This window comes from Catellatospora methionotrophica, from assembly GCF_011297335.1.
GTDB classification, from domain to species: domain Bacteria; phylum Actinomycetota; class Actinomycetes; order Mycobacteriales; family Micromonosporaceae; genus Catellatospora; species Catellatospora methionotrophica.
Genome location: NZ_JAAOTJ010000006.1, coordinates 25,982 through 41,098, shown reverse-complemented (window position 1 = coordinate 41,098; position 15,117 = coordinate 25,982). Strand labels below are relative to the sequence as shown.

General features: G+C 70.3%; 16 protein-coding genes and 1 tRNA gene. 9 read left to right on the top strand and 8 right to left on the bottom strand.

Going from position 1 to position 15,117, the window contains the following annotated elements:
• Positions 1-32: 32 nt before the first annotated feature.
• From HAV40_RS16435 to HAV40_RS16425, 3 genes are all read left to right on the top strand, one after another.
• On the top strand, positions 33-1,607 hold the full coding sequence (locus HAV40_RS16435; RefSeq protein ID WP_239085872.1) for a sulfatase-like hydrolase/transferase: 1,575 nt from the start codon (positions 33-35) through the stop codon (positions 1,605-1,607).
• A gap of 89 nt (positions 1,608-1,696) precedes the next feature.
• On the top strand, positions 1,697-2,305 hold the full coding sequence (locus HAV40_RS16430; RefSeq protein ID WP_166382120.1) for a hypothetical protein: 609 nt from the start codon (positions 1,697-1,699) through the stop codon (positions 2,303-2,305).
• A gap of 89 nt (positions 2,306-2,394) precedes the next feature.
• The gene (locus HAV40_RS16425) at positions 2,395-2,934 is read left to right on the top strand and encodes a histidine phosphatase family protein (protein WP_166382118.1); all 540 of its coding nucleotides are present in this window, start codon (positions 2,395-2,397) and stop codon (positions 2,932-2,934) included.
• Positions 2,935-3,192: 258 nt separating this feature from the next.
• Here the strand turns inward: HAV40_RS16425 and HAV40_RS16420 are convergent, their stop codons facing one another.
• The gene (locus HAV40_RS16420; RefSeq protein ID WP_239085873.1) at positions 3,193-3,399 is read right to left on the bottom strand and encodes a hypothetical protein; all 207 of its coding nucleotides are present in this window, start codon (positions 3,397-3,399) and stop codon (positions 3,193-3,195) included.
• Positions 3,396-3,605 (bottom strand): hypothetical protein, encoded by a 210-nt coding sequence (locus tag HAV40_RS16415; protein WP_166382116.1) that lies wholly within the window; start codon positions 3,603-3,605, stop codon positions 3,396-3,398. Before HAV40_RS16415 ends, HAV40_RS16420 begins: the two co-directional genes overlap by 4 nt.
• Before the next feature lie 295 nt (positions 3,606-3,900).
• Between HAV40_RS16415 and HAV40_RS16410 the strand changes: the two genes are divergently transcribed.
• The 4 genes from HAV40_RS16410 to cutA all read left to right on the top strand — a co-directional run bounded on the left by HAV40_RS16410 (position 3,901) and on the right by cutA (position 6,306).
• On the top strand, positions 3,901-4,098 hold the full coding sequence (locus tag HAV40_RS16410) for a lipid A biosynthesis lauroyl acyltransferase (protein ID WP_166382114.1): 198 nt from the start codon (positions 3,901-3,903) through the stop codon (positions 4,096-4,098).
• Positions 4,099-4,100: 2 nt separating this feature from the next.
• A complete protein-coding gene (locus HAV40_RS16405; RefSeq protein WP_166382112.1) occupies positions 4,101-4,637 on the top strand; it encodes a DUF6879 family protein in 537 nt (178 codons plus the stop codon).
• An 11-nt stretch (positions 4,638-4,648) separates the two neighbouring features.
• Positions 4,649-5,479 carry a helix-turn-helix domain-containing protein gene (locus HAV40_RS16400; protein ID WP_166382110.1) on the top strand — a complete coding sequence of 277 codons (831 nt, stop codon included), beginning with the start codon at positions 4,649-4,651 and terminating at the stop codon, positions 5,477-5,479.
• A 521-nt stretch (positions 5,480-6,000) separates the two neighbouring features.
• Positions 6,001-6,306 carry a divalent-cation tolerance protein CutA gene (gene cutA, locus HAV40_RS16395; protein ID WP_239085874.1) on the top strand — a complete coding sequence of 102 codons (306 nt, stop codon included), beginning with the start codon at positions 6,001-6,003 and terminating at the stop codon, positions 6,304-6,306.
• A 306-nt stretch (positions 6,307-6,612) separates the two neighbouring features.
• Here the strand turns inward: cutA and HAV40_RS16390 are convergent, their stop codons facing one another.
• Positions 6,613-7,611 (bottom strand): leucine-rich repeat domain-containing protein, encoded by a 999-nt coding sequence (locus HAV40_RS16390; RefSeq protein WP_166382108.1) that lies wholly within the window; start codon positions 7,609-7,611, stop codon positions 6,613-6,615.
• Between the two features lie 258 nt (positions 7,612-7,869).
• Here HAV40_RS16390 and HAV40_RS38005 point away from each other — a divergent pair, with 258 nt between their 5' ends.
• A complete protein-coding gene (locus HAV40_RS38005) occupies positions 7,870-8,331 on the top strand; it encodes a hypothetical protein (RefSeq protein ID WP_203671095.1) in 462 nt (153 codons plus the stop codon).
• 317 nt (positions 8,332-8,648) lie between these two features.
• Here the strand turns inward: HAV40_RS38005 and HAV40_RS16380 are convergent.
• The 4 genes from HAV40_RS16380 to HAV40_RS16365 form a co-directional block, all read right to left on the bottom strand.
• A tRNA-Val gene (locus HAV40_RS16380) sits at positions 8,649-8,720 on the bottom strand.
• 127 nt (positions 8,721-8,847) lie between these two features.
• Positions 8,848-9,306, bottom strand: a complete 459-nt coding sequence (locus HAV40_RS16375) for a peroxiredoxin (RefSeq protein WP_166382106.1) — start codon at positions 9,304-9,306, stop codon at positions 8,848-8,850.
• Between the two features lie 102 nt (positions 9,307-9,408).
• Positions 9,409-9,852 (bottom strand): DUF3052 domain-containing protein, encoded by a 444-nt coding sequence (locus HAV40_RS16370; RefSeq protein ID WP_166382104.1) that lies wholly within the window; start codon positions 9,850-9,852, stop codon positions 9,409-9,411.
• Between the two features lie 312 nt (positions 9,853-10,164).
• On the bottom strand, positions 10,165-12,483 hold the full coding sequence (locus HAV40_RS16365) for a thiamine pyrophosphate-dependent enzyme (protein WP_166382102.1): 2,319 nt from the start codon (positions 12,481-12,483) through the stop codon (positions 10,165-10,167).
• 101 nt (positions 12,484-12,584) lie between these two features.
• Here HAV40_RS16365 and HAV40_RS16360 point away from each other — a divergent pair, with 101 nt between their 5' ends.
• Complete coding sequence (locus tag HAV40_RS16360; protein WP_166382100.1) at positions 12,585-13,496, top strand: metallophosphoesterase family protein; 912 nt, start codon at positions 12,585-12,587, stop codon at positions 13,494-13,496.
• Positions 13,497-13,521: 25 nt separating this feature from the next.
• Here HAV40_RS16360 and HAV40_RS16355 read toward each other — a convergent pair whose 3' ends face one another.
• Complete coding sequence (locus tag HAV40_RS16355) at positions 13,522-15,090, bottom strand: DUF4139 domain-containing protein (protein WP_166382098.1); 1,569 nt, start codon at positions 15,088-15,090, stop codon at positions 13,522-13,524.
• Positions 15,091-15,117: the final 27 nt, after the last annotated feature.

The window sequence follows — 15,117 nt, the reverse complement described above, 5'->3', positions numbered from 1 at the left end:
CGGCGCCCGCGCCTCCGCGCAGGATACGAAAGGTGCTGCTCGGGGCGGCGGTGGTGCTCCTGCTGGCGCTGCTCGTCGTGCCGAACGAGCTGGGGCGGCTGACCCCGGCGGCGTTGCTGCGCATCCCGATCGACGGCCTGGCCGCCGTCGCGCTGGCCGTGCTGCTGCCGACCCGGTTCCGGCGCGTCGCCGTCCCGGTGGCCGGGGTCCTGCTCGGCGTGCTGACCATCCTGAAGATCATCAGCCTGGGCTTCTCGGCGGTGCTCGACCGCCCGTTCCACCCCGTGCTCGACTGGCCGTTCCTCGTCGCCGGAGCCGACTACCTGCGCCAGTCCAGCGGCCCCGCCGCCATGTGGGCCGCCGTCGCGGGCGCGCTGCTGCTCGCCCTGGGCCTGCTGCTGCTCGTCGTCGCCGCCTACCGGCACGCCACCCGCCTCGCCCTGCGCCACCGCACCGCCACCACCCGCACCGTCGCCACGCTCACCGCCGCGTGGGCCGCCTGCGCCCTGGCCGGGGTCCAGCTCGTGCCCGGCGTTCCGGTCGCCGCCCGCGACTCCTACGACCAGGTGATCCAGGTGCGTACGGGCGCGCAGGACGAGCAGGTGTTCGGCGCGCTGCTGTCCACCGACGCCTACCGGGCCACGCCCGCCGGAGACCTGCTCACCGCACTGCGCGGCAAGGACGTCGTCGTCGCGTTCGTGGAGAGCTACGGCCGCGTCGCGATCGACGACCCCGAACTGTCCGCGCAGGTCGGCCCCGCCCTCGACGCGGGCAACGACCGGCTGCGCGCCGCCGGGTACACCGCCCGCAGCGCCTGGCTCACCTCACCGACCACCGGCGGCGGCAGCTGGCTGGCCCAGTCCACCCTCCTGTCCGGCGTATGGATCGACAACCAGCAGCGCTACACCACCATGATGGCCAGCGACCGGTTCACCCTGCCCGCCGCGTTCGGCCGCGCCGGGTGGCGCACCGTCGCCGTCATGCCCGCCACCACCACCGCGTGGCCCGAAGGCGCCGTCTACGGCTACGACCAGCTCTACACCGCCCCCGACCTCGGCTACAAAGGCCCGCGCTACAGCTTCGCGACCATGCCCGACCAGTACACCCTGCACACCTTCCAGCAGCGCGAACGCGCCCCCGGCCACCTGCCCGTGATGGCGGTCATCCCACTCATCTCCAGCCACTCCCCCTGGGAGCCGGTGCCGAAGACGCTGCCCTGGGACGCGGTCGGCGACGGCTCCGTGTACGACACCGCCGCCGGATCCGACGACCCCGCCGAGATCGTCGAGAAACGCGACCGCGACCGGGTACGCCACGCCTACCGCAACGCCATCACGTACTCCGTCGACACGCTCGTCTCCTACGTGGAGACCTACGGCGGCGACGACCTCGTGCTGGTGTTCCTCGGCGACCACCAGCCCTCCCCGTCGGTCTCCGGCCAGCGCGCCAGCCGCGACGCGCCGATCACGATCGTCGCCCGCGACCCCGCCATCCTCGCCCGGATCACCTCCTGGTCCTGGCAGGACGGCCTCAAACCCGGCCCCACCGCCCCCGTCTGGCGCATGGACACCTTCCGCGACCACTTCCTGTCCGCGTACGCCCGCTGACCGGTCCGGCACGGCCGTCGGCCGTGAGGTGCGCAACGTGAGTCGGTTTGCTGATAGCGCAACAAACGCTGATCGGCTCCACTCAGCACATGCTGCGTCGTGCCTGCCTTGCCCTGCTCGCCCTCACCGTCCTCGCCGGTTGCGGCGACGACGATCCCGCCCCGACCACCCCCTCGCCGAGCGCGCAGCCCAGCGTGTCCGCCGAGGCCTCTCCCAGCGCGGCGGTGAGCCCGGCGGCGTCGCCGTCGCCCTCCCCCGCGATCAACTTCACGGTCGACGGCGCGGGCCCGTACCTGATCGGCGCGAACCTGGAGGCGCTCAAGGCCGGCGGCCTGCTCGACAAGGTCGCCACCGGCGCGGAGACCTGCCCGGTGAACACCACCGCCACCGGCACCGGCGTCTGGAAGGACATCCAGCTGCAGTTCCGCCCCGACGGAGAGCTGTACATCGCGGTCAACCGGTCCAAGACGATCCCCACGCCGTCCGGGGCCCGGCTCGGCATGACCCTGGCCGCCGTGTCGTCGATCTACGGCAACCTCGGCAAGGAACTCAGCGGCGGCGCGGCGTACCTGGTCACCACCGCCAACGGGCGGGGCATCCTGTTCGACCTCGACCAGAACAAGAAGGTCTTCGCGATGATCGCCGGTGACGGCGCCTACCTGAAGTCCAGCTACGAAGGCGGCACCGACTTCTGCTGACGCTGTCCCCACCCGTGGACGCCGGCGCCCCAGCGGGAACGGCGTCCACGGGGCACTGCCGCGAGCGATATCCGGCTAGGGTCGCGGCCATGGTGACGGAGATCGTGTTCGAGACGCACTCGTGGAGTGAGGACAACGACCTCGGCCTGGCGACCGGCTGGCTGCCCGGCAGGCTCTCCGCACGCGGCCGGGCACTCGCCGCGGAACTGGGCGAACGCCGCCGCGGCGACGGCATCACCGCGGTCTTCACCTCCGACCTCCGCCGCGCGACGGAGACCGCCGACATCGCCTTCGGCACCACCGGCGTGCCGATCCTGCACGACTGGCGGCTGCGCGAGTGCGACTACGGCCGGTTCAACGGTATGCCAGCGGCCCAGCTGCACCAGGACAAGCTGGTCTACCTCGACGAGCCCTATCCGGGCGGGGAGAGCTGGCGGCAGGCCGTCGCCCGGGTCGGCGGATTCCTCGACGACCTGCCCTCGCGCTGGTCGGGACAGCGGGTGCTGGTCATCGGCCATGTCGCCACGGCCTGGGCCTTGGACGAACGGATCAACGGAGTCCGGCTGGACGACCAGATCGGCAGCCCGTTCGCCTGGCGCGAAGGGTGGGAGTACCGGCTCCTCGTCTAGCGAGCGGTGCGGATCCCACGGCTGCCACCTTGGCGGCACGCTGCGGGTGCTGCCGGTGGACGTAGACCCGTACGCCGTAGCCCGCACGGTCCATGCCATGGACCCACCACGCCGGCGGCTGCAACGACAGCAGCGCATTGACCGTCCGGACCGCGACCAGCACGGGCTCGCGGTCGACCAGGTAGTGCGGCACCCGCAGCACGTCACCGACCTGCGGGTCCGGGTGGTCGTCGGGCAGCTCGTACGTCAGTTGCTCGGTCACGCCACTCGCCCCGCGTTCAGGCGCAGCGGCGTGATCCGGCCCGCTGCGGCAAGCTCGGCGTACGCGTCCTGCCAGGGCAGGCACCGGCGGCGGCCGCAGACCCGACAGCGGCCGGCCGCGGACGCCGCGTGCTCGTGGAGCTGACGCTGCAGCCGGGCCGCAGCGGCGTCGGTGATCGGCAAGAGCGCGGTCAAGGTGCTCACGGCCGGGTGCCTGGTTCCGCAGCGAGCTGGGTGGCGTACGCGGCGATCAGCGCCGGACGGTCGGCGTGACACCCCTCGCCCGCACGGTGTCGTCGGGGCAGCGGGTTGCCGCACTCCTGGCACCAGAGCGCCGAACGCTTCCGCAGCATCCAGCCTGTTAATCCGCCAGCCAGAGCAAAGACGATCGCGGTGAACAACACGTCCATCGTGGCCTCCTTGGGAGGGGCACCGCAGCGAGCGGGTGCGGTCACATCGCTGCGGGCCGACTGGAAGCCGGAGGGGTCGACCTGAGAGTGAACCCAGTTCCCTCCGGTGCTTGTCTGAGTGTCCACACCCGAGCACAGCAAGTCAAGCAATTGCCAGCAATTGCCAGTAGACTTGTGCACGCCAGGTCCGTTCGGGAGCGCCACCCCATCCCGCACCACGTGAGGGGAGGTGTTGCAAATCGCGCAATCCGCTGCAACCATCGACATGGACAAATGGCTACCTGAGGAGCAGGTCATGCAGTTGCAGTTCCTGTGGAAAGACGCAAGTTCCGGCGGCGGCGGCTGCCCGGCGCTCTACGCCGTTGACGGCGGCTACGTCGTCCAGGGCGTCAAGCTCACCGACGACGACCGCGCCCAGCTCCGGCAGCTCGCCGAGGGCGAGGACGCCGTGTTCGTCCCGGCGAACGTGCTCGACCGCCTGCGCGGGGCGTGACCGTGTCGCTCACTGACGAGGAGTTCGCCGCCGTATTCGGCCGTTTCCGCGCCAGCGCGTTCCGGCTGGAGCTGCAGCGGGCGTACCTCGAACCGAGCGAGGCGGCGACCTTCGCCCGCTGGCGGTCCGGCGACCCGCAGCCACCGACCGAGGTGCCAGGACTGACCGACTGGTACGACCAGATCCGGGCGCACACGGCCGCCGGGCGCACCGTCGGGCGCGTCCGCGTGCATGAGGAACCACCGACCGACTACCAGCGCTGGGAGCGGTGGATCGGCACGTGGAACACTGCGGCCGGGGAGAGCATCAGGTACATGACGCGCGCACGTGCCCACGAGGTCGGACTGCTGCCGGCTGCGGGCAACCGCGACTGGTGGCTGTTCGACGACACGTGGCTGGTCGTGATGACGTTCGACGACGACGGGCGCCGCCTGACGTCCGACATCGTCACCGACTCCGATACTGTGTCGCAGGCGCGAGCGTGGCGGGACCTGGCAGTCCACCACAGCACCTCCACCCCGGTTGGTGCCGACGCATAGCCCGGAGTCACATGCCCACGATTGAAGACCTGCTGATCCAGCCCGGTGGCCTCGCCGACCGCCTACGTTCGCTGCGCGAGGCAGCCGGGCTGTCCGGCAAGGAGCTCGCCGCCGCACTCAACTGGGCGGCATCGAAGGTGTCGCGCCTGGAGCACGGCAAGCAAGCCCCGTCGCTCGCCGACCTCGGCGCATGGGCGGCAGCCTGCGGTGCACCAGCCGCCGCAGACGAACTCAGCGAACTGCTGTCAGAGGTACGCGACGTACACCGCGACTGGCACCGCCGGATGCGCGCGGGTGTCGCACCGGTGCAGCGGTCCTACAACGACCTGGTCGCGCAGTCCGCGACCGTCGCCCACTTCGAGACGGTGTACGTGCCGGGCCTGCTACAGACTGCCGCGTACGCCCGCAGGATCATCGGCGAAATGGTGGACCTGCACGGCCTGGCCGTCGACGACGTCGACGCCGCAGTAGCGGCCCGGTTGGAGCGGCAACGGCACCTGTACGACACCAGCAAGCGGTTCACGTTCCTGCTCGCGGAGCCGGTGCTGCACTGGCGGCTGTGCCCGCCGGATGTGACGCGGCTGCAGCTGGACCGGTTGGCGAGCGCGGTCGACCTGCCGCACGTACGGTTCGGGATCCTGCCGTTCTCCGCACTGCTGCCGATCACGCCGCAGAACAGCTTCCAGCTGTACGACTCCACGGCCGTAGTAGAGACGATCACGTCGGAGCTGGTCTGCTCGGAGGATGAGTCGGCGGCGTACGGCCGCGCGCTCGATCATCTGTGGCGATTCGCGGTGGAGGGACCGGACGCTTTGGCGCTGATCGCCGCCGCGCGCCGCTGACCCGTCGGGGCCGGGATCTACGTTCGGCGACCGTTAAGCGGATCCTCTTCGACCGGGGCGCCAACCCCACAGTGGATCACTGTGGCCCGCTCGGCTGCGCCGACACGAAAGGGTGTACGCCTCACCGTGCTCGGGCCACCGAATTGCCGTCCCCGAACGGAGACCGTCGTCCAGGGCTTCGGCGTGAACTACGCCTGGCTCGCATCAGCCGTCCGCAACTACATCGAGCGCCCGAACACCGTGCCGCCATCGGCACCGAAGCCGAACTGCACCGCCTCCGGTCGGTCTTCGGCACGGATGCCGTCACCCCGTCCGGGCAAGCACTGCTCAGGCCCGGTGAACCGCCCCAGGCGGCCGGACCTGTCCGGCCGTGATAGCTGACAGCGCGGCGCGCCGGCTTCACGACTCCGTCACCGCGTCGTGGAACGGTCCCAAAGCCGCGACCTGTTCTGCACCGGACTTGGGGCATCAGCTGGGCACAGCTCCGATGAGAAGCTGTCGGCATGACTGGGCTGATTCAGGTGACCACGGCAACGGAACACCACGACGACGCGGTCGCCCTCGCAGGCGCGGTGGTGCAGGCCAGACTGGCCGCATCCGCACAGGTCGTCGGACCGGTGACATCGGTGTTCTGGCATCTCGGGGAGTATGGCACCGGCCAGGAATGGCAGGCCGTGTTCATCACGACGGAGGACCGGTACCCGGAGGTCGAGAGGTACCTCGCCGCACACCATCCCTGGCAGAACCCTCAGATCACCGCCGTTTCCGTGACAGCGGCCGCACCTGCCTGCATCGCGTGGGCACAAACTGCCGTCAAGACGGCGTAAGCGCCGTTCGACCCGGGCGAAGCCTTCATGATCTCCGGGTGCGGGCCGACGGCAGACGGGGAACTAGGTGCCACCTGATCTTTAAAACCAGGGACACGCGCGGCTAGCGTGTTCCCCCCTATGTTCCCCAGCACCCGCCGTAGACGGCCGGACTCAGCCGGACACACCTGGCCCCCAAACGAAACGCGGCCCCGACCGGTCTTATGGTCAGAGCCGCGTTTGTGCTGGTGGTGGCGGGTAGAGGATTCGAACCTCTGAAGCTTTCGCGACGGATTTACAGATCGCCGCCGAACCGTAGCAGCGGCTTCAGTAGACGGCGTTCCGCTGCGCATACGCGTAGACCGACATCGGGCTCGGCAGGTCTATGACAGTCGAAGCCTCCCGATTACGGCGCTCACTGCCAAGCCCGAGCACGATGCGCTTCAGGCGCGGATGCCCCACCAGCGCGTTGAGCGCCGTCACCGGTATACGGCCTTGGTATAGGCCAAGCTCTTCCAGTCCTTCTGCCCGAGCAAGGCCCGCCAGCGCATCCTCCGTGCGCATGCTGGACAGATTTTCGAGATCGACTCGGACCAGGTTTCTTGAGGCCGAGAGGTCCGGCAGTCGTTCCACTGCTTTGAGGGTGTCCAGCCAGAGCCATCTGAGTTCTGGCAGCCGCGCGAGCGCACTAAGTTCGGCAACCCCGCGTACCCTCCAGAGCATGAGTTGTCTGAGGCTCTGGAATCGGCACACCCAGCTCAGCTCATTGATCGAGCCGAGTCTCAGGTTCAGCTCTTCAAGCTTCGGCAGCTCCACGTCGCCCAGTAGTTGATCCACTGGGAGTCCTCGCAGCGACAACGACCGAAGACCCGGATTGCCGTCGACCAGGTCGGCGAGTCCGCTTCGATGTCCTGTCACTCCCAGCCGGCGCAGCCCACGCAGCCGGAGCGGGCGCAGATCGAGCGCCCGGTACGTCTCGCCGAGTTCGAGTGATTGGAGATCAGGCAGCAGTTCGTTCAACGCCGAGACGTCGGTGAGGCAGTGTTGGTCCAAGCTCAGGCGGCGCAGATGGGGGAAGTGGCGGAGGAAGTCGAGGGTCACCGGCTCGTAGACGCTGTAAGCCCGCAGTTCGACCTCGGGAGAGCTCCGCGTCAGCTCTCCCAGCGTCCTGAACTCGTCATCCGTCAGAGGATCGCTGAATTGGATCAAGCGGGCTGCCGGTAGATCTTGTCTGACTGCGGCGACATCAAGTGGCGAGCCGACCTCCACGACCCCGGACGCCTTCAGCAGGCCGCCGACCGTCACATTTGTCATGTCGCGTTCCACAGCGACAACCTAACGCGGCTTGCTGCGTTTTTAGGGTCACGCTGCCGCCGGGCCTCACCAGTTCATCGTGGCTCTCAGCCGCCGACAGCAGCAGGGGCAGCCCGCTCCGGCCGTTACCATGCCTCCGCAGCCTGGCGAGGTATGGCACTTCCATCGGAGGGAAGTATGGCGACGGAGGTTTGGGCCATCCTGACGGAAGCGCAACGACCTACTTGGTCGTTTACGCCTTTCGAACGTGTCGGCCCGTTGGAGTTCGGCATGACGCACAACCAGGCCGAGGCGGCGATGCATGGCCTCTTCAGCGTCGCCAGTTGGCAAAGCGCCGCGGAGCGCGAAGATTGGACGGATTTCACCGACAGGGACTCCCCTGGGCCAGCGGTTACCGCCTACTACGACAAGTCGACCGGGCTGGCGGCCATTGCGGTTAACGCACTTCGTGGCCCACAGGTAATCCATGAAGGGATACGCCTGGTGGGGCAGACGCCCTCACGCCTGGAGGATGAGTTCACGGCCTACCTCATGACGCAGGGTATGGAGTTGCGATACTCGCAGTGCGCCGATCCGTGCTCGCCACAGCTCGGGTTGGTGCTGCGGGCTCAACGAGCTGGCGACGTTGTGCTGAGCCGACCTGTGCTGGTTGCGGCGGCATGGGCTGACCGCTGCTGGGATACCAGCGAAAGCTGGATTCCGCGACGGGAATGGAAGATCTTCGAGTGGTAACACCTGGCCACCAGGTACGCGGGTCGCTGAACCGGCAGCGAGAATTCTGCGGAACATTTACGGAATGATCTTGGTTGGCCACAGTTCGGCGGAGCATGTCCACGCAGGTCGACGCCATACCGAGTCGCCGAGGACATGCCCTTCCTAAACCGCGGGTTCCTCCACGCCGATCAGGTCTATGTCGATCTTGCGTGCAACGTCCGTGCAACTAGCGGCGGCAACTCAGGATCTGCGGCGGTCAACTGCGGCGAAAGCTTGACCGCACTGAGGACCACGAGAAAACAGCAGGAGCAGGTAAAATATCTGCTCCTGGACTGTGGGCGTGGCAGGGTTCGAACCTGCGACCCTCCGCTTGTAAGGCGGATGCTCTCCCGCTGAGCTACACGCCCGCTCGGCTTGCGCCGACACGAACCGGAGAATCGTACCTGACGGGCGACCCCGCCTTCGCGGGAGTTACGCGCCACGCCATGATCACGTCCCGGCCCGCCCGGACCAGGACGTGATCAACGAACCGGCTCAGAGCGCTTCGAGCGCCTTGCGCCAGGCGTCCTGGTCGCGGGCCTCACCGGGCAGGTTCATCTCCGCGTATCGGACGACGCCCGCCTTGTCGATGACGAACGTGCCCCGGTTGGCGAAGCCCCGCTCGTCGTTGAAGACGCCGTACTCCTGGGCCACCCCGCCGTGCGGCCAGAAGTCGGCCAGCAGCGGGAACTCGTAGCCCTGCTCGGTGGCCCACACCTTGTGCGCGAACACCGAGTCGACGCTGATCGACAGCACCTGGGTGTCCTCGTTGACGAAGTCGTTGAGGTTGTCGCGGATCTCGCACAGCTCGCCCTGGCAGGTGCCGGTGAAGGCGAGCGGGTAGAAGACCAGCAGCACGTTCTTCGTGCCACGGAAGTCCGACAGGCGTACTTCCTGATTGTTCTGGTCCTTCAGGACGAAATCGGGCGCCTGCGCGCCGGCCTCGATAGGCATGGTGTTCTGCCTCCACAGTCGGTGAAGATTCACCTTCCATGGTCGCAAAGCTACCTGGCGGCCTGCCGCTCGGGGCAGGCCGCTCGAGAACCGCGGCGGAGGTCAGCGCTTGGACGCGCGGGCCGCCTTCGGTGCCACCAGCCGCGCCGCGCTCCAGTCCTTGCCGGCGCTGAGGGTGGAAGTCTGGGAGAGTCCCGCGGTGGGTGCCACCTCGGCGATTTCACTGGGCTCGACGTGCCCTGGCCGACCCGACTTCGGGGTCAGCAGCCACACCACGCCGCTCTCGGCGAGCGGGGAGATGGCGTCGGTAAGCAGTTCGAACAGGTCACCGTCGTCTTCGCGGTACCACACCAGGACCGCGTCGACCACCTCGTCGGTGTCCTCGTCCACCAGATCTGATCCGCATGCGTCGGCCAGGGCGTCACGGAGTTCGGCGTCGACGTCGTCGTCGTAGCCCATCTCCATGACCACCATGTCCGGCTCGATGCCGAACCGGTCCGCCAGGCTGCGTACGCCCTCGGCGGCCTGACCAGCGGTCGCGCTCACTGTCTTGTGCCTCCTCTTCGTTTTCGGGAACACCCGCGGTTGGCCCGCGGTGCCTCTCGATTATTGTCGTCGGCGTCACAGCCGACTGCGGGTAGTCCACACAGTTCTAGCGCCCAGCGCAAGTGGCGGCCTCGGCGGGTCGCCAAAATCGCGGCCCGGCCCCCTACCCGAGCGCCCCGCGCCGCCCCGTTCCGCCCAAGGTCATCGGACTTGCCGGGCGCCTGTGCGTATCTTGGACGGCTTTTCGCCCACCTGCCAGGCGAGTCGAGTGATCTTGGCCGCACCGCGCGTGACGCGCGGCGCGGCGGGGCGTCAGGCGGCGAGCAGGGCGCGGGCGGCGCGTTCGATGGCGTCCTCGCCGACCAGGACGTGGTCGGCGGCGGGGCCCAGGGGCAGGAAGGTGTCCACGGCGGCGACGCGGCGGGCCAGGCCCACGTATCCGGCGTCGACGAGCGCGGCGAGCACCCCCTCGCCGACGCCGCCGGAGCGGCGGGTCTCGTCGACGACCAGGACGCGGCCGGTGGCCCCGGCCTCGCGCACGATGTCGGCGAGCGGCAGCGGGGCGAGCCAGCGCAGGTCGACGACACGGCAGCCGTGGCCCTCCTCGGCCAGGCGGGCGGCGACGCGCAGGGACATGCGTACGCCGTTGCCGAAGGTGAGCACGGTGAGGCGGTCTCCGGCGCCGTAGGCGTGGCTGCGGGCGCGGCCGACGGGCACGTGGGTGTCGGCCCAGCGGTCGGGGGGCGTGTACGGGCTCAGCCAGCCGCCGTCGCCGTCGGTGTGCAGGTCACGGGTGTGGTAGAGGGCGATCGGCTCCAGGAAGACGCTGACGGTGCCGTCGACCTCGGCGGCGGCGACGCAGGTGCGCAGCATCGCGGCGGCGTCGTCGGCGCGCGAGGGCACCGCGACGACCAGGCCGGGGATGTCGCGCAGGACGGCGACCGAGTGGTCGTTGTGGAAGTGGCCGCCGAAGCCCTTCTGGTACGCGAGACCGGCGATGCGTACGACCATGGGGTTGCGGTAGGCGCCCTGGGAGAAGAAGCGCATGCTGGCGGCCTCGCCCCGCAGCTGGTCCTCGGCGTTGTGCAGGTAGGCCAGGTACTGGATCTCGGGGATCGGCAGCAGCCCGCCGAGGCCCGCGCCGAGCCCGAGGCCGAGGATGGACGTCTCGTCGAGCAGGGTGTCGAAGACGCGGGCGGGGCCGAAGCGGTCCCGCAGGCCCTTGGTGACGCCGTAGACGCCGCCCTTGCGGGCCACGTCCTCGCCGAAGACCAGCGCCTGCGGGTGGCTGATCATGAGGTCGGACAGGGTGGCGTTGACGGCCTGGGCGAGCGTCTGCGGGCCGGTCGTCTCGGGCAGCTTGCCGCCGAAGATCCGGTGGCGTTCGGCCAGGGCGGCCCCGGCGGCCCGTTCCCCGGCCCGCGCGATGGTCCGGGCGACACGCAGCGGGCGGCGCGGGGCGAGCGGGGCGACGACCTCGGCGGCGGAGGCGAGCTTCGGCTCGTCGCGTACGGCGGCGGCGGTCTGCTGGACCCGCCAGCCGATCTCGTCGTACCGGCTGAGCAGTTCCATGGGGCTGGCCTGGCCCGCGTCGACGAGCAGCCGCGCGGTGCGCAGCAGCGGGTCCAGGGTCAGGTCGTGCTCGATCTCGGCGGGGGTGCGGTAGGCCAGCTCGGCGTCGGCCCCGGCATGGCCCATCAGCCGTACGGTGCGCAGGTGCAGCACGGCGGGGCGGCGGTGGCGGCGCACCCAGGAGACGGCGGAGCGGGCCACGGCGTACGTGTCGGCCAGGTCGCAGCCGTCGGCGTGGAAGTAGCGCACGCCGGGGCGCGAGCGCAGGGTCTCGCCGACCCAGCCCGCGGGCGAGCGCACGCTGATGCCCAGGCCGTTGTCCTCGCACACGAACAGCAGCGGCAGCCGCAGCCCGGTGAAGTCGGACCAGCCGGCGGTGTTGAAGGCGGCGACGGCGCTGGCGTGGTTGACCGAGGCGTCGCCGAAGGAGCAGAGCACGACGGCGTCACGCGGCCACGCGGGTGGCACGAGCGCGGGCTGCCCGGAGTCGGCGGCGTGCCGTCCCTGCCGGGCGTCCAGGCCCTGGCGGGAGCGCTCGACGGCGAACGCCAGGCCGACGGCGCGGGGCAGGTGGGAGGCGATCGTGGAGGTGGTCGGGATGACGTTGAGGTCGGTGCTGCCGAACACCTTGTGCCGCCCGCCCGCGATGGGTTCGGCGGCGCTGGCCACGACGCCGCGCAGCACGTCGCGGATGGCGTCGACCTTGCCCTCGGCGAGCTGGGCGGCGCGGGCGGCGTAGAACGCGCCGGAGCGGTAGTGCAGCAGCGCGGGGTCGGTGGGGCGCAGTGCGGCGGCGACGCCCGCGTTGCCCTCGTGGCCTGCCGAGCCGATGGTGTAGTACCCGGCGCCGTCGGCGCGCAGCCGCCGCGCGGCCAGGTCCAGGTGCCTGCTGGTGATCTGCGCGTCGAAGAGGTCCCTGGCCAGGACACCGGTGAGGCCGCTGTCCGGGCGCACCGTCGCATGCGGATCGCCGTTCGGCGGGGTGCTGGCGGGCCACGCCGCCAGCGCGCTCCGGAACCGTTCGTCGAGATCATGAGAGGTGCTCACGCTGCACAGCATTACTCAGAGGACATAGGAGCGACCACCCGGATCGGTGATCGGACACGCCACACCACTCCGCAAGTTGGACGATTTATCCAGATTTACCCATAATCTGCGTCATGACTCCCCGGTCCCCCCGTGCCCGCCGCCTGCTGCTCGCCGGACTCGGCCTGTGCGCCACGCTCGCCGTCCTGCCACCGGCCGCCCAGGCCGCACCCGCCGCGGCGGAACCCGCGGTGCTGGTCGGGGCCGGTGACATCGGCAGCTGCCTGAGCGACGGCGACGAGGCCACGGCCAAACTCCTGGACCGCATCCCCGGCACCGTGTTCACCCTCGGCGACAACGCGTACGTGGCCGGCACCGCCGAGCAGTTCCAGAAGTGCTACGAGCCCCACTGGGGCCGGCACAAGGACCGCACCCGCCCCGCCATCGGCAACCACGACATGCGCACCGACGACGGCGGCCCGTACTACGACTACTTCGGCGAGGCCGCGGGCGAGAAGGGCAAGGGCTGGTACGCGTACGAGCTGGGCGGCTGGCAGGTCGTGGTGCTCAACTCGTCCTGCGACGTGATCGACTGCGAGGGCGACGCGGAGCAGGCCGACTGGCTGCGCGAGACCCTGGAGTCCTCGGACGCGAAGTGCACCGTGGCGATGTGGCACCACCCGCTGTTCACGTCCGGCTGGAAGCACGGCTCCGACCCGCGCGTGAAGCCGTTCTTCCAGCTCCTGTACGACCACGGCGTCGAGGTCGTCCTCAACGGCCACAACCACCACTACGAGCGCTTCGCCCCGCAGACCCCCGACGGCGAGCTGGACAAGGCCAAGGGCGTACGCCAGTTCACGGTCGGCACCGGCGGCGGCGGTCTCAACGGCTTCAGCAAGGACGGCATCGCCGCCAACTCGCGCGCCCGCAACGCCGACACCTTCGGCGTCCTGAAGCTCTCGCTCTACCAGGACTCCTACACCTGGAAGTTCGTCACCCCGGCCGGCAGCACCTTCCAGGACCAGGGCGTCGGCGCCTGCCACTGAGCCGCCGACGCCCTGCCCGCCGCCGTCAGTCGCGCCAGCCGGCGAGGTCGACGCCCTTGGCGGACTCGACCCGCAGGGCGAAGTGGATCTCCTGGGTGGTGTTGGGCGCCAGGGTCAGCTTCCAGGTGTATACGCCCAGTTCGGAGCGCTCGGCGGGCTCCGGTCTGGCGCCCAGCTCCTTGACCGTGATCTGAGGGTCGCGGGAGACCGGGAGCTGGTCCAGCACGGTCACGCTGACCTGGCGGGGGCTGTGGTTGGCGACCGTGATCCTGTATTCGGCGTCGGTGCGGCGGGTGGAGCCGAGGGTCGCCTTGCTGGCGGCGCGGCGAACCAGCTCGCGTTCGACGCGGACCCGGTCGTCGACGCCGAGGGCCAGTTCGCGCTCCTCCTGCGGGGCCCAGGGCTCCAGGCGGGTCGAGCCGACGAAGTCGCCCTCGTGGAACAGGGCGGCGGCCCCGCCGGGCAGGGTGTGCCCGGACGTGTTGGGCACGATCGCGCGCAGCGTCGCCTCCTCGGCGCGGACCGGCGCGGTGATGTGGTCCAGGCGGGCGGCCAGGTCGAAGCGCGCGATCAGGGTGCGGTGCGTGGTGCCGTCGGCGGGCACGGCCACCGGCTTGAGCGGGGTGTACGTCGCCGCGACCGGCCCCTCCTCGACGCTCGCGGTGGTGTCGCGCACCGCGGCCCGCGCCTTGGGCATCATCGTCGGCATCGCGGCTCCGGGAGCGGGCGGCGGCGGGGCGGACATCGACATCGCGGCCGCCGCGTAGACGACCGGCATCGGGCGCAGCACGTCGACGTACCAGGGGTCCAGTTCGGGTACTTCGAGCGCGCCCGCGGGCCGGGCCGTGGACAGTTTGAGCGCGCACTCCGGCCAGTCCTCGCCGGTGCGCTGGGTGATCATGCCGTGCCAGGTCAGGTTCAGGTTCTCCCCGGCCAGCCGCAGGTCGTAGCCGCTGCTCCAGCTCGCGCCCGGCACCACGTACGACAGTTCCAGCTCGATCTCGCCGTCGCCGTCGACCTCCAGCAGCACCTCGGCGACCAGCCGGTCGGGGCGGGTGCTGCCGCGCAGGTCCATCAGGCGGCGCTCGGCCGCGTCCCGGCGGCGGTGCAGGTCCAGCCGTTCCCGGTCACGGGTACGGCGCCCCGCGTGCAGGGCGGTGAGCTGCTCGTCGAGGCCGTCGGCGAAGCTGCTCGCGGCGGTCGGCTCGCCGGTGGCCAGCGTCCCGGCCCCGCGCATGGCCAGCCGGCCCAGGAAACGCTCCCGTGCGGTGGCGACCTTGTCGGCGTCGTCGAGCACGGCGATGGCCGCCTCGATCTCGCGCAGCTCCGCCTCCAGCGCGGTGACCGCGGCGTCGGAGGTCACCGGCTCGCGGCGGGTCACCACGTTCACCCCGGCGACGGTCGCCGGGCCGTGCCCGGACACCCGCACCGAGTCGCGCAGCAGGCCGAGCGGCAGGGGTCCGTACGGGACGCGGTGCTCGCCCGGGGTCAGGGTCACCGTGCCGCGCCGGGTCACCCGGGCCCGGTCCGGGAACACCGTGACCGCGACGATCGGGGCGTCGACGAGTTCGGAACCGTCCGTGCTCAGGCTCATGCCGTCTCCTCGCTGCGCTCGTGGTGG